Genomic DNA, 21297 nt, shown 5'->3' with positions numbered 1-21297 from the left:
TTTTGTGAACAAAGTTCACAGAAAACCCGAGAGTTGCGGCGCGAAATCATGCAAAGCATGATTTCTGTGCATCGCGAAGCGTGTTACTGTGAACGGAGTGAACAGTAACTAGTTGTCTATCGTTGGTTAAGTATGCCGATAGCTACATAATCTGCTATGGGAAGAAGATATAAGAAAAAATGAAACTGAGAAGTACAAATTTTATAAAAAGGACTAAATAAAAATGGAGAGACGAAATGTCTCTCCTGAATGTCCAATCGATTTGAGCATCGAAGAGAGGCTGGATTGGTTCTATCATTTATAGTATATGCGGATATCTGAAAACTATGAATTGCATTAAAAGTGGCTTTCCCAATCGGATGGGAAATTAAGTCTGCGAATATCACATACATCAGAATAGTTATTCAGAAGCTGTTTGAAATCAGTTATAAAAGCCGTCCACGAATCTTCGGTTGGACGAAGATATTTCATTGAAAGCATAATCTGATATAGCCCATTGTACCGAGGATGCGGATGGATGACATCTGAATAAATAAGCTGTGGTCTTGTACTGATGCTACGATTATAAATACGGCTGTTGTGAGCACAAATATTTCTCATGATGGAAACAGCCTGAATCCAGGATGTAAACATATCTTTTGATGGATTGATATCACGTCCATTGCTGTTTTTAAACTTATAATTTTTAATCAGCTCAGAAAAAGCAGTGTTGCTGCCGGTTTTCATATTTTTAATAGTTTTTGATATAGTGCCGAAAGACATAACCTCGACAGCAGCCCATATAGGAATGGCTCCATCGTGATTATCAAAGTTATGTTCTATAAAAACATCATTGGAACGGCTGATTTCAGATGCAATGGTGCTCTGATTCTTCCAGAATGTTTTTTTATCTTTAAATACGGAAGGATCATTTAAAACAAGTGCATCGTGAGTAATCTGGAATGCATTGACAAGTTGTGACTTTAATGCAACTTCAATTTGTGATAAATAGCTAAACAGCAGGTCTGACAGCTCTGAATCAAAGCGGTACAGTCTTAAAATATTTGATAAGGATGTTCCTTCTATGTACTTTTTGGTGGAAGGATCAATAAGATGAAAACTATAACCTTTTAAACGGTAATATCCAATTGTTGTTAACGCTATTTCAGCGGTGTCATTCGAATCGATAGTCATTCCAGTGTCTTTGAGTTTCTGAATTAATTGTGTAATGGATAAAAAATTCTTAGGATATGTATACATGGCTCACCTCTGGATATAAAAAGTCCCGCCGGGTTGCGCATTCTTGCCGAAACAAGACTAAGCGTGGCGGGTTCTGTTACACATATTTTACTTGGAACGAACCAATCTGTCAATACTTTGAGATAGGTTTGCTAAGATATTTTTGGGACTACTATATAGAATGCGAATTAAAAAAAGATTAAATATTGGCTCTTAAAGTCAGAGTTACTTTGCAGAATATTGCAAAAATCACTGAGCCTACATCCGGACTTAAAGCAATGAGTGCGATATGCTAAAACGCATTGAGATTGGAATGTCGGCAAAGTAGTTCAGGCTTGTCAACGGTATTGAAAAGAGAAAAACCATCTGGTCATATCTGAATAAGGAGCAGATTGATATGGTGGAAACACTGCAGAAAGTAGAAGTTGTCTTGGATATTCAGTTTTCTGCGGTAAACTGCAAAAATCTTTTGCTACACAGATTGATTTTATTTGCACTTTAGCGTATGATAAATTTGATTATTTGTGTCCTACTTAGAGAGCAATTTAACATGAAAAATTCAAACACTGTGTTCGACAGAGGGAGTTCCCGATGCTAAAAAGTAGGATATTCATGGGGTATTTCTGAAGATGCAGAAAAGAAGATAAATAAACAGATGGAAACGAATGTAGAGCTGAAAAGAAATCTTTCTATATATTTAACAGGCTTATTTGGAAAGTGATTTTCCTCAACAAATCTGATGTAGATGTGAAAATTCTACCTTGCTTATGAAAATACCCCAATTAGTCAGACACAGTCTGACCAATTTGAAACGCTTCCGACTATCAGCACTGGAAGAAAATACGACTGATTTATAAAAATAACAATCATCAATCAATAGATGGAGGAAAACAAATGGCGGGTAAAACAAATGCCAACATTGGCTTTGAAAAACAGTTGTGGGATGCAGCTTGTGTATTGTGGGGGCATATCCCGGCGGCGGAATATAGAAAGGTTATTATTGGATTGATTTTCCTGCGGTACATTTCTGCTGCGTTTGATAAACGGTATCAGGAACTTATAGCAGAAGGTGACGGTTTCGAGGATGACCGTGATGCTTACGAGATGGACAATGTATTTTTCGTTCCGGAGGAAGCTCGCTGGAGCAACATTGCATCCAAGGCACACACACCGGAAATCGGCACAATCATTGATAATGCAATGAGAGCCATTGAAGCAGAAAACAAAAAGCTGAAAAATGTACTGCCGAAGAATTATGCGAGTCCAGACTTAGATAAGCGAATCTTGGGTGATGTGGTAGATATTTTTACAAATAACATCGACATGAGCGATACGACTGCAAGTGAAGACTTGCTCGGTCGTACTTATGAATACTGTATTGCACAGTTTGCAGAAAAAGAAGGTGTTGGCGGCGGTGAATTTTATACACCGTCCAGCGTGGTAAAAACTCTGGTTTCTATTTTGCGTCCGTTTGATAACTGCCGAGTGTACGATTGCTGCTGCGGTTCCGGCGGTATGTTTGTACAGAGTGAAAAGTTCATTGAAGCACATGGTCATAAGCGTGGAGCAATTTCAGTGTATGGGCAGGAAGCAAACCCGGATACTTGGAAGATGGCGAAAATGAATATGGCAATCCGAGGTATTGATGCTGATCTGGGACCATACAATGCGGATACATTTACAAGTGACTTGCATCCGACACTGAAAGCAGACTTTATTCTCGCTAATCCCCCATTCAATTATCATCCGTGGGGACAGGAAAAACTGAAAGAAGACAAGCGTTGGAAATACGGTCTGCCGCCTGCAGGTAATGCCAACTACGCATGGATTCAACATATGATTCATCACCTTGCTCCGAATGGGAAAATCGGTCTGGTACTGGCGAATGGTGCGTTGTCTACGCAGAGCAGCGGCGAAGGTGAAATCCGAAAGAAAATCATCGAGGATGATCTGATTGAAGGCATTATCGCAATGCCTACCCAGCTTTTTTATAGCGTGACAATTCCTGTTACTCTGTGGTTCATTACAAAAGGTAAGAAACAGCCCGGCAAAACGCTGTTCATTGATGCCCGCAAGATGGGACATATGGTTGACCGTAAACATCGTGATTTTACAGATGAAGATATTCAGAAACTTGCAGATACCTTTGAAGCATTTCAGAATGGCACTTTGGAAGATGTTCAGGGATTCTGCAGGGAGGCAACACTTGTGGACATTGCAAAGCAGGATTATATTTTGACTCCTGGACGATACGTCGGCATTGAAGAACAGGAAGATGACGGAGAACCGTTTGAGGATAAAATGAATCGTCTGACTTCTGAGTTGTCGGAGATGTTCGCAAAATCCCATGAACTGGAGGATGAAATCAGAAAGAAGCTGGGGGCGATTGGGTATGAAATTTGATACAATAAAATTATCTGAACTTGCAGCAATTCAGACAGGACCATTCGGTAGCCAACTACACAAGGAGGATTACGTAGTTCATGGAACGCCTATCGTTACAGTAGAACATCTCGGAAGCAGAAAGTTTACAGAACAAAATCTTCCTTGTGTTTCAGACAAGGATAAAGAAAGGCTAAAAAAATACGTACTGAAAACAGGAGATATTGTTTTCAGCCGCGTAGGATCAGTTGATCGTTGCTCATATGTTAGTGCAGAATATGAAGGATGGATGTTTTCGGGGCGATGCCTTAGAGTACGACCTTGTGAAAAATTGAATCCAGAATATTTGTATTATTTCTTTTTATTGGAAAAAACAAAACAGTTTGTTCGTAATATTGCTACCGGTGCAACGATGCCATCTATTAATACGAAATTTATGGGAGAGATTCCAATAAGAGTCCCATCTCTGGATGCACAGAATAAGATCGCCAGTATTCTATGGATGATAGACGATAAAATTGAGTTAAATAAAAAGATAAACAAGAATTTAGAGCAACAAGCAGAAGCTCTTTTTCATTCATTATTTGTTGAGAATGCTAATCCAACATGGAAAGATGGTATGCTTTCGGACCTTGGAACTGTTGTTGCAGGTGGAACCCCATCCAAAACAAAGCCAGAATATTACTCCGAGCAAGGCATAGCATGGATCACTCCAAAGGATTTATCTCTTAATAAGTCAAAATTTATCTCTCACGGTGAAATTGATATTTCAGAATTAGGATTTTACAAGAGCAGTGCAACCAAAATGCCAACCGGAACAGTTCTGTTTAGTTCCAGAGCACCTATTGGATACATTGCCATTGCTGCCAATGAAGTAACAACTAATCAGGGATTCAAATCGGTAGTTCCAAATGAAAATGTTGGTACATCCTTTATGTATTATCTTCTGAAATTTTTATTGCCGACCATCGAGGGGATGGCTTCGGGTTCAACTTTTAAGGAAATATCAGGTGCAGGTATGAAATCTGTCCCTGTTGTAATTCCTGATAACGAAACTATCGAAAAGTTCAATGCCTTTTGCACTCCAATTTTCCAACAGCAGGAAGTGCTTGAAGCAGAAAACTCACGACTTTCTGATATCCGAGATGCATTGTTACCTATGTTGATGTCTGGCGAATTGGATGTCTCAGACATTAACCTTTAAGTCGCTAAATTCTTGTTTAACCTAAATACTCCTACCAACGGCAGGAGCTAAAGCCAATGGAACTGCCGTTGAGTCGTTCTCTGGAAAATAAATTTGAAGGAGAATGACCTATGAAACAACAGATTATTTCAGAGGTGGTGCAGCAAATGCTGCCACACCTCGACAACGCACAAATGCAGCAGTTGCAAAAAGTGCTTGAAAACACACTGTTTGGCTGTGAAATTACAGCACAGACAGAAAAGAAAGATATGAACGATAACCAAAAGCTGATAGACGCTTTTGTTTCGGCAAAACGAATTGAAGGCTGTTCAGAGAAAACGCTGAAATATTACCGCACAACCATTGAAATGATGGTAGCTTCGACAGATAAAGGTATTCGCCATATACAGACGGAGGATTTGCGTTCCTATCTGACGGATTATCAGAGCAAGAACCAGTCCAGCCGTGTGACGATAGATAATATCCGCAGAATTCTGTCCAGTTTTTTCTCTTGGTTGGAGGATGAGGACTATATTTTGAAAAGCCCTGTTCGCCGCATCCATAAGGTGAAAACGGCAACCAACATCAAAGAAACCTACACAGATGAGGACTTGGAAAAAATGCGCGACAACTGCACAGAACTTCGTGATTTGGCAATGATTGATATGCTGGCCTCTACCGGAATGCGTATCGGTGAAATGGTTTTGCTGAATAAAGCGGACATCAATTTTAATGAGCGTGAATGTGTCGTTTTCGGTAAAGGCGATAAGGAACGCATTGTATACTTTGATGCTCGGACGAAGATTCATCTGCAAAACTACATTGATAGCAGAATGGATGATAATCCGGCATTGTTTGTTACTCTGCGTTCTCCGCATGAGAGAATCAAGATCGGCGGCATAGAATCCCGCCTGCGTGAAATGGGAAAACAGCTGGATATTCCCAAAGTTCATCCGCATAAGTTCCGAAGGACGCTTGCAACGATGGCAATTGACAAAGGAATGCCTATTGAGCAGTTACAGAAACTCTTGGGACATAAAAGAATAGATACGACCTTACAGTATGCAATGGTTAAGCAGAGCAATGTTAAGTTGGCTCATAAGAAATATATAGGCTAGAGGAGAAAAGGTATTGTGATTATTGAATTAGAGGAACTTGTTAAGAATGGAGAAATTGAAATAAAAACAGGACCATTTGGCACCCAACTAAAAGCGGCAGAATATGTTGAAAGTGGAACTCCAGTTCTAAATGTGAAAAATTTAGGATATTCAACAGTTGTAACAACAAAAGTAGATTATGTTGGTGAGAAGACACTTGAACGGTTATCTATGCACATACTTAAAGAGGGAGATATTGTATTTGGAAGAAAGGGGGCTGTTGATCGTCATGCCTACATAGGAGCAAATGAAGCGGGATGGATGCAGGGATCAGATTGTATCAGATTAAGAGTAAAAACAAACAAAATCAATCCACGATATTTATCATATTATTTTCTTACGCCTAAGCATAAAGCTTTCATGATAAGCATGTGCTCACATGGAACGACAATGGCATCCTTAAATCAAGGCATTTTGTCGAAAATAGAGATAGACTTGCCAGAACGGTGCATACAAGACCGTATAGTATCAATTATTGCAGTTTTGGATAAAAAAAGAAAAACAAATGAGAAGTTAAACAAGAATTTAGCGGCTTAAAGATCGATGTCAGAGACATCAAGCTCGCCGGACATAAGTTTTGGCAGAAGTGCATCACGAGTATTGGCAAGAATCTTGGATTCTTTTGTGTTTTCCTGCATTGCACTATACATTGGTGAAACTATATTCTCAAACTTTTCTAATGTTTTTTCGTCAGGAATATATAGTTGCATTGCGTTAAGAATATTGGTTGTCATGCTCGGTACAGCAGAGCCAGCATTCAGTGAAGCCAGATCTTTGCTTTTTACAAAATGGTACACAAATTTTGCAATATTAGGACGCAGCATCTCGGTATAGAACATGGTGTCTACCGACCAGAACGCTTCATTGACATACATGATATTGTTGAGAGTTCCTTTACGGGGAATTAGAACAGATTCGCCAGTATAGAGAGGCTTTTCTACATATCGCATTATTCCGCCTGATCCATATACTGGATAGTTTCCGTCAGCCAGTTTTTTATGATCTTTTCCATACTTAACTGAGATTAGGTCAGACAGCTGCCCTGTGCTCCAACTTTCTTGTCGGTGCTCAATAAACATACGGCTGTAAATTGCCTGAGCTTGTTGCTCTAAATTCTTGTTTACCACGAAAAATGTAACGAAAAAAGGAGTGATTAACCTATGGCTGGCTTTTATACCGAAGCAGACTATGAAAATTCTGTTATAGAGCTATTTCAGAATATGGGGTATCGGCATGTCTATGCTCCTGATTTGGAGCGGGACTTCAAAAGCCCCCTGTATGAAGATAAATTAGACGAAACACTGCATCGTTTGAATCCGGATATGCCGGAGGACGCAATTCACGATGCTTTGTATAAGCTGAGAAATTTTGAAAATGCGGAAATTGTGCAGAAAAACGCTCTTTTTATGGATTACATTCAGCACGGTGTAGAAGTGCGTTATTTTGTCAAGGGTGAGGAACGCTCCGGCTTGGTATATCTTGTTGATTACAAGAATCCGGACAACAACTCCTTTATTGTGGCGAACCAGTGGACATTTATTGAGAACAGCACCAAACGCCCTGACGTACTGCTATTTTTGAATGGTATGCCGGTAGTCCTGGTGGAACTGAAATCTCCCTCTCGTGAGGAAACGGATGCATCCGAAGCATACACACAGATTCGCAACTATATGCATGAGATTCCTTCCATGTTTATTTATAACTGTATCTGTGTTATGAGTGACCTTATGACATCGAAAGCTGGTACAATTACTTCTGGCGAAGATCGCTTCATGGAATGGAAAACGAAGGACGGCGGCTATGAAAATACACAGTATGCTCAGTTCGATACATTTTTTGAGGGTATTTTTGAAAAAGAACGTTTACTGGATATTATCAAGAACTTTATCTGTTTCTCCAATGAAGGAACCAAACAGTTCAAGATATTAGCAGGTTATCACCAGTATTTTGCTGTCAATAAGGCAGTACTTTCCACGAAACACGCAACGGAGACAGACGGCAAGGGTGGTGTATTCTGGCATACACAAGGCAGCGGCAAATCGCTGTCGATGGTGTTTTATGCCCATTGTCTGCAAGATGCTTTGGATAGCCCGACCATCGTAGTTATCACAGATCGCAACGACCTGGATGACCAGCTTTACAGGCAATTTGCCAAGTGCAAGGATTTTCTGCGTCAAGACCCAGTTCATGCCGAAAGCCGGGTGCATTTGAAAGAATTACTGGACGGTAGAAAAGCAAACGGCATTATTTTTACCACGATGCAGAAATTTGAGGAATCCTTTGATTGCCTTTCTGAGCGCAGAAATATTGTGGTTATGGCGGATGAAGCTCATCGTGGGCAGTACGGTTTGAAAGAAAAGGTCGATGTCAAGACAGGTGAAATCAAAATCGGTTCTGCTCGTATTATCCGCAATGCTCTGCCGAATGCAACTTTTATCGGATTTACCGGAACGCCGATTTCTATGAAAGACCGCAACACTCGTGAAGTGTTCGGTGACTACATAGATATTTATGACATGACACAGGCGGTTGAGGATGGTGCTACCCGTCCGGTATATTATGAAAGCCGTGTTATCAAGCTGAAACTGGATGAGCAGACTTTGAAGCTCATTGACCAAGAATATGACATTATGGCAAAAAATGCTGATTCAGAGGTTATCGAAAGGAGCAAAAAAGAACTGGGGAAGATGGAAGCCATTCTTGGCAATGAGAAAACTATCAACTCCCTTGTGGACGATATTTTGAATCATTATGAAAATTATCGTGCGAATCTGCTCACAGGTAAGGCAATGATCGTAGCATACTCACGCCCTATTGCCATGAAGATATATGAGCGTATCTTGCAACTTCGTCCCGGATGGACGGATAAGGTTGCTGTTGTTATGACAGGTAGTAACAAAGATCCAGAAGAATGGAATAAAATCATCGGCAATAAACACCATAAGGATGAGCTGGCAAAGGAGTTTAAGGATAATGATAGTCCGCTGAAGATTGCCATTGTCGTGGATATGTGGCTTACAGGATTTGATGTGCCATCTCTTGCAACCATGTATGTGTACAAGCCGATGCAGGGGTATAATCTGATGCAGGCTATTGCCAGAGTAAACCGTGTATTTGGAGATAAGGAAGGCGGTCTGATTGTCGATTATGTTGGCATTGCTTCTGCATTGAAGCAGGCAATGAATGACTACACTACTCGCGATAGGAAGAATTACGGTGATACCGATGTTGCCAAGGTTGCATATCCGAAGTTCCTTGAGAAACTGTCTATCTGTCGGGATTTGTTCCACGGTTATGATTATTCCAAGTTTATGACAGGTACGGATTTGGAGCGTTCCAAGGCAATCAGCGGTGCGGTCAACTTTATTGTCGCTGTGAATAAAGAACAGGAACGAGAGAATTTCCTGAAAGAGGCATTGCTGCTCAGGCAAGCATTGTCGCTGTGTTCCTCTCTGGCAGAAAAAGAGCTGCGTGTGGAAGCGGCATTCTTTGAATCTGTTCGTGTGCTTGTTACAAGATTGATGAATCAGGGAGAGGGGAAGAAAATTTCTCTGCCAGAAATGAATGCTCGCATTAACGAGCTTCTGAAAGCCAGTGTTCAGAGCGAAGGCGTCATTAACCTTTTCTCAGATATAAATCAGGAATTTTCGCTCTTTGATCCAAAGTTCCTTGAGGAAATCTCTAAAATGAAGGAGAAAAACCTTGCTGTAGAGCTGTTAAAAAGGCTGATTGCGGAACAGGTGCAGATTTACCGTCATACAAATGTGGTAAAATCGCAGAAATTCAGTGAAATTATACAGCGTGCTATGAATGCGTATCTGAATGGAATGTTGACCAATGAACAGGTTATTGAAGAATTGCTGAATCTGGCAAAACAGATTGCGACAGCTCATAAAGAGGGAGACAAGCTTGGACTGACTGCTGATGAACTGGCATTTTATGATGCGCTGACAAAGCCGGAGGCCATTAAGGATTTCTATGAAAACGAAGAACTGATTGCCATTACAAAGGAACTGGCAGATACACTGCGTAAGAACAGAACAATAGATTGGCAGAAACGGGATTCTGCCAGAGCGAAAATGCGTATGATGATTAAGCGGTTGCTCAAAAAGCATCGCTATCCGCCGGAAGGAATGGATGATGCAGTGCAGACCGTGATGACACAGTGTGAGCTATGGACAGATAATAATGATATGGAGAATTACGCTGAGAATAGCAAGGTGTATACCTATTCTCCGAAAACGGAATTGGGTATGGTTGCTGAAGACACGGCACCGTATGGGAAATAGATATATAAGTAAGGAAGGGGATGCCTATATTATATTCAAAATCAAAAACATTGTTAAAGAAATATCTTTACTTTATTTAAGGGGTAAGTTATAATAATTCTGCTTAAAAGAATAAATGTGCCAAGTGCTGAAAAAATATATAAAATTTGTACTGCTTTCAGAAGAGGGAATCAGGTGAGAATCCTGAACGATCCGGTCACTGTATTCAGTTATGCCACATTCATATCCATTGCATTTTTATGTGAGAAGGGAATGGGGATTTAAGCTGTAAGCCAGGAAACCTGCTTGGTTCATAGAAAGAAACTTCCGTGTAAAGTGCTGTCTTTCGTATCATGTTTTTTTGTGATGCCCGCTTTTTCATGGAAGCGGACTTTTTTCTTTTAAAAACAAAAAAACAAAAGAAAAAATAAGGAGAAAAAGCATGAAAAACATGAAAACAGCAGCAGGAATGTTATGTCTGGCAGGAATTCTCAGCCTGGGAATGGGAACAACTGTATTTGCGGAGGATGGAGACAGCCATTATCCCGTAACAATCACAACCTACAATTATGAGAACGAACCGGTTGAAATGACTTTTGAGAAAGCTCCGGAGAAAGTATTTGCATATGCAAACTCCAATATCGAAGAGCTTCTGGCACTTGGTCTCGGTGATAAGATCGTAGCTGCTTGCGGTCTGGACGGTGATGTGCGTGAGGATTTAAAAGATGAATTTGACAAGATTCAGTATATGGATACCAAGCCATCCAAAGAGGAAGTTGTTGCAATGGAGCCTGATTTTATTGCGGCATGGTATTCTTCTTTCAGTGATGACTGGCTTTCTGATGTAAGCTTCTGGCAGGAGAGAGATGTAAATACATACATGTCCCTGAACAGTGCTGCAAAGGGACCGGCTTCTGAGTTCCCACGTACAATTGAAGACGAATATGAGGATATCCTGAACCTTGGCAAGATCTTTGATTGCGAAGACAAGGCAGAAGAAATCGTTGATCAGATGAAGGGTGAGATTGATAAAGTAAAAGAGCATGTAGAAGGAACAGACCCGTTATCTGTAGCAGTTCTTGAGGATGAGGGAGATTCCTTCCGTGTATATGGAACAGAGACACTTGGCGGAAATATTCCGGAGACACTTGGTGCGGAGCTGAAGCTTGGTGCAGAGAACTCTGAAAACGTTGGTGCAGAGGATCTGATTGCAGCTGATCCGGACGTATTATTCATGATCAACTATGATGGATTTATGACAGCTGATGAGGCTATCGCTGATATTACAGATAACCCTGCATATGCAAGCCTTTCAGCAGTTAAGAACAACAAAGTATTCTCTGTAAACCTGAATGAAGTATACTGCAGCGGTGTCAGAACCTATGATGGAATTATGACATTTGCAAAAGCATTATATCCGGATCTGTACGAATAAAATGAAAAGAAAACCGGATTTTAAAAATGGAATTTTTCATGGAAAGCCGATCTATGTGCTGGCGGTGATATTACTGACTGTGCTTCTGGTGATATCCATTCTGACTGCAGTTACCATTGGTTCTGTAGATCTTTCTGTGAAAGATGTGTATAGTGTAATTTTGTATAAAGTATTTGGAATCGGGGATCCGGAGGTTTATGGTGTAGGAGCCATGTCCGATATTGTATGGTTTATCCGCCTTCCCCGTATTCTTCTTGCAACAGCCGTTGGCATGGGTCTGGCAGTTGCAGGTGTGGTAATGCAGGCCATTGTGAAAAATCCGATCGCAGATCCGTATATTCTTGGTATTTCCTCTGGTGCATCTCTTGGTGCAACAGTGGCAATCTTTCTTGGAGTTGGAGCCGTATTTGGCTCCAACTCTATTGGAATCTGCGCATTTATCGGAGCCTTCCTTATTTCTGTACTGGTACAGATCACTGCAAATATAGGAGGCCGGGCAAATTCAGTCCGACTTCTGCTTGCAGGTACAGCACTTGGAAGTGTGTGCAGTGCATTTTCAAACTTTGTTGTCTATATTGCGGGCGACAGAGATGGAATCCAGACAGTTACTTTCTGGCTGATGGGAAGTCTGGCAGGTGCGAAATGGGAAAATCTGGCTGTGATTATTCCCTGCGTTTTTATAGCAACCCTGTTTTTCTGCACCCAGAGCCGTATTCTCAATATGATGCTGCTTGGAGATGAGGTATCCATCACATTAGGAACTGACCTGCACAGATATCGTCAGGTGTATCTTGTAGTGACAGCACTGTTGATCGGTTTTGTGGTATATTCCGCAGGTATCATTGGATTTGTAGGACTCATTATTCCTCATGTGGTACGAATGTTCTTTGGAACCGATCACAAGAAAATGCTTCCACTGTCAGCACTTAGCGGTTCCATTTTCCTGATCTGGGCAGATGTTGCTTCCAGGATCATTATTCCCAAGAGTGAAGTCCCAATCGGAATCCTGGTATCCATGATCGGAGCACCTTGCTTTATTTATCTGCTGGTACGCAGATCTTATGGATTCGGAGGTGAGAAATCATGAAACTGACAGCTTCTGATATCCATGTAGAGCTTGGCGGAAATGAGATTCTTAAGGGAATTGACGCAGCCATAAAGGAAAAGGAATTTGTAGGAATCATAGGACCAAATGGAAGTGGAAAAAGTACATTGCTGAAATGTATTTACCGTGTACTGAAGCCAGATACCGGTGTGATCATCCTGGATGGAAAACCGCTGAACGAATATAAGGTAAAGGATTCTGCAAAAGCACTGGCAGTGGTGTCCCAGCACAACTACTATAATTTTGAATTTTCCGTACAGGAAATTGTAATGATGGGAAGGGCTCCTCATAAGAAAACCATGGAACGGGATAATGCCGAGGATTATAAGATCGTGGAAGAATGTCTGGAAAAAGTGGGAATGCTTCCCTATCGGCACCGTGTTTTTTCAAGTTTGTCTGGCGGTGAGCAGCAGCGAATCATTCTGGCAAGAGCTCTGGCACAGAAAACTGACTGTCTGATCCTGGATGAGCCTACCAACCATCTTGACATCAAATACCAGCTCCAGCTTCTGGATATTGTAAAAAGTCTTGGGGTCACTGTGATCGGTGCTTTGCATGATCTGAATATTGCAGCAGCATACTGCGACCGGATCTATGCCATGAAGAACGGTCGTCTGGTGGCTTGCGGAACTCCGGAAGAAGTCATTACAGAAGATTTTATACATATGTTGTATGAAGTAGATGCAACTGTAAAAAAGGATGAATACGGCATGCTGAATGTTACATACCATCCTTTGCATGTGAAAAAATAAAGGAAAAGTGGAGGAAATCTGAATGAGCGATACAGCAAAAAAAGGGATCCTTGTAGTCAGCTTTGGCACCAGTCACGAGGATACCAGAGCAGTGACCATTGATGCAATTGAAAAAGAAATTGGAGCTGCTTTTACAGATTGTAAAGTTTATCGCGCATGGACAAGCAAGATGATCCTTGCCAGAATTGCAAAGAGAGATCATATTCACTATGACAATGTGGCAGAAGCAATGGAGCGTATGAAAAAGGATGGAATTACAGAGGTGATCATTCAGCCTACTCATGTAATGAACGGTGTGGAAAATGATCTTATGAAAAAGGATGTTCTGGCGTATGCAGATCATTTTCAGTCTGTGAAATTCGGAGCTCCTCTGCTTACAACAGAAGAAGACAATGAATACGTGGTGAAAGCGGTTGCAGATGAGTTTTCTGTAATTAAAGATAAGGAGACGGCACTTGTGCTTATGGGGCATGGAACCGAGCACTACGCAAATGCCGTTTATGCCGCACTGGATTACAGGTTCGAGGATATGGGATATGAAAATGTGATCGTAGGAACTGTGGAAGGTTATCCTGAAATTGACCAGGTCATGAAACAGCTTGGAAAATGCAGGGCAAAAAAAGTGGTAATTGCACCGTTTATGATCGTTGCCGGTGACCATGCGAAAAATGACATGGCAGGAGAGGAAGAAGACTCCTGGAAAAATATCATCAGCAAAGCTGGCTATGAAGTGCAGACCGTTCTGAAAGGACTGGGGGAATATGAAAGTATTCGAAAACTCTTTGTGGAACATGCGAGGGAAGCGGTATGATTAAAATTGGGACACTGACCTGCCTTCACTCCAATAATGTATGTGCCAGAGTGGGATGCCTGAAGGCCTTTCAGAATCGCAGTGACTTTTTTGATGGATATTCTCCGGACACATTTCTGGGAGCAATGATGACCTGTAATGGATGCAAAAGTGTAAATCCCAAAGAACCGGATGTAGATGAGGGAATTCTGGAAAAAATAGACAGGCTGGTCAGCGAAGAAATTAAGGTAATGCATGTGGGAGCCTGTCGTCTGGACAGGGAGAAAAAAGAGTGCCCACGAATTGCCAAAATCTGTGAGATGATAGAATCCAGGGGAATCCAGGTGGTAAGAGGAACTCACAGAGAATCCTGAAACAGGATAGAGAAATCGTATAGGGGAAACTTCCAGGCAGATTGTGGAAAATAGTCTGTCTGGAAGCTTTTTTATTGCTGTGTTTTGCCTGGCTTTATTGACAATATACGCAGGAATTAGTAAAATGAGCGGTGGCAGAAAATGATATTTAAGGAGAATTACATAAGATGAGTATTTCTATGATTGGAATAGACCATAGTATGGCTCCCGTAGATATACGAGCCTTGTTTGCATTTACCAGAAAAAATGCAGGGGAGGCTATGGAAAAATTAAAGGAACAGCGGGGAATAGACGGCTGTATTATTCTTTCTACATGCAATCGCCTGGAGGTATGGGCAAGTGTGGATGATGAGGCAGAGCTTTCTTTATATAAAGAGCTTTGTAAACTGAAAAATATTAATGATGATCAGTACGAGATATATTTTACAAAGCGTGAAGGCCATGCTGCTGTGGAACATCTGTTTTACCTTGCATCAGGTCTGAAATCCCAGATACTTGGAGAAGATCAGATTCTTACTCAGGTAAAAGATGCATTGGGAATTGCCAGAGAGCATTTTACAACAGATGGAGCCCTTGAAGTGCTTTTCCGAATGGCTGTAACAGCAGGAAAAAAGATTAAAACTGAGGTACCATTTTCTCATGGGAATCCGTCTGTGATCCATCAGGCGATAGAAATGCTTGACAGACAGGGCTATTGCGTACAGGATAAGGTCTGCATGGTGATCGGAAATGGAGAAATGGGAAAGGTTGCAGCCCAGGCTCTTATGGAAGCCGGTGCAGATGTGACTGTAACCGTGCGTCAGTATCGCAGCGGAATGGTGAATATTCCATTTGGATGTAAACGAATTAATTATGGCGAAAGAATGGACTATCTGCCTAAGTGTGATCTTGTAGTCAGTGCTACGGCAAGTCCGAATTTTACTTTGCGTGAGGAACTGTTTGAAAATCTGGAACTGGAAAAAAGTATTGTTCTCATTGATCTGGCAGTTCCAAGGGATATTGAACCGGAGGTTGGAAAATTCGAAGGGATAACCTTGTTTGATATGGATAGCTTCCGCATGGAAGAAACTCCGGCTGAGCTTCAGGAAAATCTTGAGGCGGCAGGACTGATCGTGAGAGATCAGATGGATGAATTTTTTAAATGGTTAGATGGTAAGGAACTGATACCAAGAATTCAGGAAATCAAAGAGAATGCAGTGAATGACTTTAACCTGCGGATCATGAAGCCATTGAAAAACACACAGATGGATGAGCAGGAAAAAGAGAAGTTGATAAATGCAGTGGATACTGCAATGGGGAAGGTTATAAATAAAATGCTGTTTGCATTGAGAGACAGTGTGAATGAGAAAGCATTTCTGGAATGTGTAGCAGGACTGGAGAAAACATATGAAAAATAAGCGCTATTTCCCACTGTATGTGGATCTATCGGATAAGAACATTGTGGTAGTGGGTGGGGGAACCATTGCCACAAGAAGAGTGAAAGCATTATTATTATTTACCAGGAATATTACAGTAATTGCGCCGAAGATGACAGCAGATCTCTGGGAACTGGGCAAGCTGGGAAAAATTCAGATCCAGCCCCGTCCTGTGAAAAAATCGGATTTCTCTATGGCTTATATGGTGCTGGCTGTTACGAATAACAGTGAGCTAAATGAGGAAATTTACCGTACCTGTAAAGAAGAGGGAATTTATGTAAATGTTGCAAGTGATAAGAATTTGTGCGATTTTTACTTTCCCGGAATTTGTCTGAAGGATGATATTGTAGTGGGAATCACGGCCAGCGGTGTCAATCACAAAAAGGCTAAGGCAGTAAGAGAAAAAATGCAGGCACTTCTGGAAGAACTGGAAAAAGATGAGGATAGTTATGAATAAAAAAGTTGTGATCGGAAGCAGGGAAAGCAAGCTTGCCGTACTGCAAAGCCAGATGGTGAAGGATTATATTGTATGCAGGCATCCGCAAATGGATGTGGAAATCCTGACCATGAAGACTACAGGAGACAAAATACTGGACCGTACTCTGGATAAGATTGGAGGAAAAGGCCTTTTTGTAAAGGAACTGGATCGGGCGCTTTTAGAGGGCAGAAGTCAGCTTTCTGTTCATAGCCTGAAGGATATGCCTATGGAAGTCCCGGAGAAGCTCCCCATACTTGCTTTTTCAAAAAGGGAAGACGTAAGAGATGTGCTGGTTCTCCCAAAAGGCTGTGATGTTCTGGATCCTTTGAAGCCTATCGGTTGTTCCAGCCTTCGCAGAAAGCTGCAGCTGAAAGAAATTTACCCGGATATGCAGGTGAAAAGTATTCGTGGAAATCTTCAGACCAGACTGGAAAAGCTGGATAGTGGAGAATATTCTGCGTTAGTTCTTGCAGCCGCCGGTTTGAAACGTCTGGGGCTTGAAAACAGGATCAGCAGGTATTTTGATACAGAAGAAATGATTCCGGCAGCGGGACAGGGAATTCTTGCAGTTCAGGGAATTGATGGTCTGGATTATGAGTTTCTGAAAGGGTATGATGATCTGCAGGCCCATCAGGCTGCAACAGCAGAGAGAGCCTTTGTAAAATATTTAAATGGCGGATGTACCTCTCCGGTAGCTGCCTATGGAGAAATCAAAGATGGTCAGTTGAAACTTACCGGTCTTTACTATGAAGAAAAGACTGGACATTATCTGAAAGGATATAAAACAGGAAATCCTTCAAATGCAGAAAAACTGGGAACTTCTCTTGCAAAAGAACTGCAGGAGCGCTGCAAAGTGGAATACAAAGAGTCTGGCTTGCAGGAAGACAACAAAAAAGAACCGGGAAAAGTCTGGCTGGTGGGAGCTGGTCCTGGAGATGTGGGGCTTTTTACAATGAAAGGTGCCCAGGTTCTGGAACAGGCAGATGTGGTTGTTTATGACAGCCTGGTAGGACAGGGAATCCTGACCAGAATTCCTGCTTCTGCAAAACTGATCAATGTGGGAAAACGTGCCGGCCACCATACTATGCCCCAGGAGAAGATTAACCAGGTTCTTGCTGATGAGGCAAAAAAGGGCAACCGGGTAGTACGTCTGAAAGGCGGCGATCCTTTCCTTTTTGGACGAGGAGGAGAGGAACTGGAGCTTCTCACAAAGGAGGGCATTCCTTATGAAGTAGTTCCTGGTGTGACTTCCCCGATTTCCGTACCTGCATATAACGGAATTCCTGTGACACATCGGGATTTCTGTTCGTCTGTTCATGTTATCACCGGACATAAGCGCAAGGGAATGGAGTACGACATTGATTTTGAGGCGCTGGTACATACGAAAGGAACTCTTGTTTTTCTCATGGGAATCACTGCCATGGAGGATATCTGCAGTGGCCTTATGAAAGCTGGAATGGATCCGGATATGCCGGCTGCTGTTTTATCCAAGGGTACTACGGCTGGTCAGCAAAGAGTCGTGGCAACTGTCGCTACATTAAAGACAGCCTCTGATCAGGCGAAAATCCAGACACCGGCCATTATTGTAGTAGGAAAGGTCTGCACTCTGGCAGATGATTTTGCCTGGTATGAGAAATTACCTCTGGCAGGCTGGAAGATTCTTGTCACCCGGCCCAAGGAGAATATTTCCAGAACTGCGGCCCTTCTTCGGGAGAAAGGTGCAGAAGTACTGGAACTTCCATCCATCAGTATTATCCCTCTGGAGGATCAGAGCAGACTGTACCAGGCCTTTTCTCATATCCGCAGCTATGACTGGCTGGTATTTACAAGTCCTGCAGGCGTGGAAGTTTTCTTCAGGCAAATGGAGAAAAAGAAGATCGACCTGCGTTCTCTTGGAAATGCAAAAATCGCGGTGATCGGTGAGGGCACAAAGAAGAAATTTCTGGAAAGAGGAATCTATCCGGATTTCATGCCTTCTGTTTATGATGGAAATACCCTTGGAAAAGAACTTGGCGCTCTTTTAAATGGAACAGAAAAGATTCTGATTCCAAGAGCCTCCCTTGGAAACAAGGAGCTGGCAGAAGAACTGAAAAAAACAGGTGCACAGGTGGATGATGTTCCGACTTATGAGACCGGATATGTAAGCTGTCCTCTTATTAATGAGAAAAGAGAATTTGAAGAGGGCACCATTGACCTGGCTGTATTTACCAGCGCTTCCACAGTGAAAGGCTTTGTGGAGAGTACCAAAGGACTTGATTATTCTAGGGTTCGTGCTGCATGTATTGGAAAACAGACTCGTGCAGCGGCGGATTCTTATGGAATGCAGACATATATGTCAGAAAAAGCAACCATCGACAGTCTGATCGAACTGGTTGAGACACTGAAGAGGAGTGAAGAAAAATGGAACTGATTAAGAGACCTAGAAGATTAAGGGGCAGTGCAAATTTGCGAAAAATGGTGAGAGAGACCAGAATGGACAAATCTTCTCTTATCTATCCGCTGTTTGTAATGGAAGGAAATGGAATCCAGGAAGAGATTCCTTCCATGGAAGGGCAGTACCGTTACAGCCTGGACCGTCTTCCCTATAAGCTGGAGCAGTTGGAAAAAGCAGGGGTAAACAGCATTATGCTTTTTGGAATCCCGGCTCATAAGGATGAAGTCGGAAGCGGCGCTTACGCTCAGGATGGTATTGTACAGAAGGCACTTCGGGAAGCAAAGAGCAGATTTCCAGAGATGTATTATGTGACAGATGTGTGCATGTGTGAATACACCTCCCACGGTCACTGCGGCGTTCTTTGCGGCCATGATGTTGACAACGACAAGACACTGGAGCTTCTGGCAAAAACAGCTCTGTCTCATGCGCAGGCTGGCTCTGATATGATCGCGCCTTCCGATATGATGGACGGACGTGTGGCTGCCATCCGTAAAGAACTGGATCTGGGCGGTTATACCAATATTCCAATCATGTCTTATGCAGTAAAATACGCTTCTGCGTTCTATGGCCCATTCCGTGATGCAGCTGGAAGTGCTCCTGCTTTTGGAGACCGCAAGAGCTATCAGATGGATTTCCACAACAGAAGAGAGGGAATGAAAGAAGCTCTTATGGATATTGAAGAAGGCGCTGATATTATTATGGTGAAGCCTGCCATGTCCTATCTTGATATGGTATCTGAGATCTCCAAGGCTGTGAATGTTCCGGTAGCGGCCTATAGTGTAAGCGGTGAGTATGCCATGGTGAAGGCAGCAGCGAAGATGGGCTGGATCGACGAAGAGCGGATCATTGGAGAAATGGCTGTGGGAGCTTATCGTGCAGGTGCCCAGATTTATATCACTTATTTTGCAGAAGAAATTGCAAAAATGATGGAGGAAGGGAGAATCGGATAATGACAAAGTCTGAGAAGCTTTTTGAGAGAGCGGTAAAAAGAATCCCTGGCGGTGTAAACAGTCCGGTGCGTGCATATGGCGCTATTGGAGAAGCACCGAGATTTATTGAACGTGCAGAAGGCTGCTATATTTATGATGTAGATGGCAACCGCTATATTGATTACATAGATTCCTGGGGACCAATGATCCTGGGACACAATTTTCCTGCAATACGGGAAAGTGTTCTGAAGGCCTGTGAAAAAGGTCTGAGCTTTGGATGCGCTACAGAGATTGAAGTGGAAATGGCTGAATTTATTTGTGACAGAATCCCGCATGTGGATATGGTCCGAATGGTCAATTCTGGTACAGAGGCTGTTATGAGTGCAATCCGTGTGGCAAGAGGTTATACGGGGAAAAATAAGATCATCAAATTTGCAGGCTGCTATCATGGACACAGTGATGCCATGCTGGTAAGCGCAGGTTCCGGTGTGATGACAAGTGGTGTGCCGGACAGTGCCGGTGTTCCAAAAGGCTGTACAGAGGATACTATGCTGGCAGCTTACAACGATCTTGGCAGTGTGGAGACTCTTTTTCAGCAGGCAGATGGCCAGGTGGCAGCAGTGATCGTGGAAGCAGTTGGAGCCAACATGGGTGTAGTTCCGCCAAGGGAAGGATTTCTGCAGGGACTTCGCGCTCTTTGCGACCAATACCATGCCCTTCTTATTTTTGATGAGGTGATTACCGGATTCCGACTTGCATTTGGCGGCGCAGCACAGTATTTTGGTGTAACACCGGATCTGGTTACTTATGGAAAAATCATTGGTGCCGGAATGCCGGTAGGTGCATATGGCGGAAGAAGAGATGTGATGGAATTGGTTGCTCCGGCAGGAAAAGTATATCAGGCAGGTACTTTAAGCGGAAATCCGGTAGCTATGGCTGCCGGGCTTACCCAGCTGAAATATTTGTATGACCATCAGGAAATTTACACGGAACTGGAGAAAAAGGGAGAGCTTCTCTACGGTGGAATGGGAAAAATCGTGAAAGAAAAAGGTCTGAATTACCAGATGAATTATGTGGGCTCTCTTGGAAGCCTGTTCTTTACGGGACAGCCTGTTGTAGATTATGTTTCTGCAAAATCTTCTGACACAGTGGCATTTGCAGAATATTTCAAAAAAATGCTGAATATGGGAATTCATATGGCTCCGTCCCAGTTTGAAGCCATGTTCCTGTCAGCGGCTCATACAGATGAAATTATTATGGAAACTCTGGATGCAGTAAAGCTTGTTCTTTGAAAACGTGTGTGGTATAATCTAGACACAATTACATAAAAGAAACCAGAATACGAGTTGCTGTAATAAAATGCGGCTGTAATAAATG

General features: G+C 42.3%; 17 protein-coding genes and 1 riboswitch. Of the genes, 15 read left to right on the top strand and 2 right to left on the bottom strand.

The features are described from left to right. Positions 1-336: 336 nt before the first annotated feature. Positions 337-1239 (bottom strand): Abi family protein, encoded by a 903-nt coding sequence (locus ABHC48_RS13565; RefSeq protein WP_195699730.1) that lies wholly within the window; start codon positions 1237-1239, stop codon positions 337-339. 873 nt (positions 1240-2112) lie between these two features. On the opposite strand from ABHC48_RS13565, the gene ABHC48_RS13560 reads away from it, so the two are divergent. From ABHC48_RS13560 to ABHC48_RS13545, 4 genes are all read left to right on the top strand, one after another. Further along, entirely contained in the window at positions 2113-3621 is a 1509-nt protein-coding gene (locus ABHC48_RS13560) for a class I SAM-dependent DNA methyltransferase (RefSeq protein WP_148462856.1), read from the top strand. Then, a complete protein-coding gene (locus ABHC48_RS13555; RefSeq protein WP_294431790.1) occupies positions 3611-4804 on the top strand; it encodes a restriction endonuclease subunit S in 1194 nt (397 codons plus the stop codon). Before ABHC48_RS13560 ends, ABHC48_RS13555 begins: the two co-directional genes overlap by 11 nt. Before the next feature lie 110 nt (positions 4805-4914). Further along, positions 4915-5901 (top strand): site-specific tyrosine recombinase/integron integrase, encoded by a 987-nt coding sequence (gene xerA / locus ABHC48_RS13550; RefSeq protein WP_148462853.1) that lies wholly within the window; start codon positions 4915-4917, stop codon positions 5899-5901. Between the two features lie 15 nt (positions 5902-5916). Then, positions 5917-6477, top strand: coding sequence for a restriction endonuclease subunit S (locus ABHC48_RS13545; RefSeq protein WP_294431787.1), 561 nt, complete (start codon positions 5917-5919; stop codon positions 6475-6477). Here the strand turns inward: ABHC48_RS13545 and ABHC48_RS13540 are convergent. After that, positions 6474-7019 (bottom strand): restriction endonuclease subunit S, encoded by a 546-nt coding sequence (locus ABHC48_RS13540; protein WP_347505691.1) that lies wholly within the window; start codon positions 7017-7019, stop codon positions 6474-6476. The two genes, ABHC48_RS13545 and ABHC48_RS13540, sit on opposite strands and share 4 nt — an antisense overlap. Positions 7020-7100: 81 nt before the next feature. Between ABHC48_RS13540 and ABHC48_RS13535 the strand changes: the two genes are divergently transcribed. From ABHC48_RS13535 to hemL, 11 genes are all read left to right on the top strand, one after another. Further along, positions 7101-10229 carry a type I restriction endonuclease subunit R gene (locus ABHC48_RS13535; protein ID WP_195699732.1) on the top strand — a complete coding sequence of 1043 codons (3129 nt, stop codon included), beginning with the start codon at positions 7101-7103 and terminating at the stop codon, positions 10227-10229. Between the two features lie 105 nt (positions 10230-10334). Then, a riboswitch (cobalamin riboswitch) is annotated at positions 10335-10533 on the top strand. 117 nt (positions 10534-10650) lie between these two features. Further along, complete coding sequence (locus ABHC48_RS13530) at positions 10651-11643, top strand: ABC transporter substrate-binding protein (protein WP_195699733.1); 993 nt, start codon at positions 10651-10653, stop codon at positions 11641-11643. A gap of 1 nt (position 11644) precedes the next feature. Then, positions 11645-12730 carry an iron ABC transporter permease gene (locus ABHC48_RS13525; protein ID WP_173716563.1) on the top strand — a complete coding sequence of 362 codons (1086 nt, stop codon included), beginning with the start codon at positions 11645-11647 and terminating at the stop codon, positions 12728-12730. Then, the gene (locus tag ABHC48_RS13520) at positions 12727-13500 is read left to right on the top strand and encodes an ABC transporter ATP-binding protein (RefSeq protein ID WP_195699734.1); all 774 of its coding nucleotides are present in this window, start codon (positions 12727-12729) and stop codon (positions 13498-13500) included. The genes ABHC48_RS13525 and ABHC48_RS13520 overlap by 4 nt, the downstream gene beginning before the upstream one ends. A 22-nt stretch (positions 13501-13522) precedes the next feature. Further along, on the top strand, positions 13523-14311 hold the full coding sequence (locus ABHC48_RS13515) for a sirohydrochlorin cobaltochelatase (RefSeq protein ID WP_195699735.1): 789 nt from the start codon (positions 13523-13525) through the stop codon (positions 14309-14311). Beyond that, a complete protein-coding gene (locus ABHC48_RS13510) occupies positions 14308-14664 on the top strand; it encodes a CGGC domain-containing protein (protein WP_195699736.1) in 357 nt (118 codons plus the stop codon). The genes ABHC48_RS13515 and ABHC48_RS13510 overlap by 4 nt, the downstream gene beginning before the upstream one ends. Before the next feature lie 167 nt (positions 14665-14831). Continuing rightward, positions 14832-16061 carry a glutamyl-tRNA reductase gene (gene hemA, locus ABHC48_RS13505; protein ID WP_173735320.1) on the top strand — a complete coding sequence of 410 codons (1230 nt, stop codon included), beginning with the start codon at positions 14832-14834 and terminating at the stop codon, positions 16059-16061. After that, positions 16051-16536, top strand: a complete 486-nt coding sequence (locus tag ABHC48_RS13500; RefSeq protein WP_118579973.1) for a bifunctional precorrin-2 dehydrogenase/sirohydrochlorin ferrochelatase — start codon at positions 16051-16053, stop codon at positions 16534-16536. The genes hemA and ABHC48_RS13500 overlap by 11 nt, the downstream gene beginning before the upstream one ends. Then, positions 16529-18967, top strand: a complete 2439-nt coding sequence (gene cobA, locus ABHC48_RS13495; RefSeq protein ID WP_195699737.1) for a uroporphyrinogen-III C-methyltransferase — start codon at positions 16529-16531, stop codon at positions 18965-18967. Before ABHC48_RS13500 ends, cobA begins: the two co-directional genes overlap by 8 nt. Continuing rightward, positions 18958-19941, top strand: coding sequence for a porphobilinogen synthase (gene hemB, locus ABHC48_RS13490; protein ID WP_173718125.1), 984 nt, complete (start codon positions 18958-18960; stop codon positions 19939-19941). The genes cobA and hemB overlap by 10 nt, the downstream gene beginning before the upstream one ends. Next, positions 19941-21212, top strand: a complete 1272-nt coding sequence (hemL, locus tag ABHC48_RS13485; RefSeq protein ID WP_195699738.1) for a glutamate-1-semialdehyde 2,1-aminomutase — start codon at positions 19941-19943, stop codon at positions 21210-21212. The genes hemB and hemL overlap by 1 nt, the downstream gene beginning before the upstream one ends. Positions 21213-21297 lie beyond the last annotated feature (85 nt).

The organism is Ruminococcus sp. 1001136sp1 (assembly GCF_039841815.1).
Taxonomy (GTDB): domain Bacteria; phylum Bacillota; class Clostridia; order Lachnospirales; family Lachnospiraceae; genus Blautia_A; species Blautia_A faecis.
Note: the sequence above shows the minus strand (reverse complement) of the source record. Positions and strands in the feature narration are given on the sequence as shown.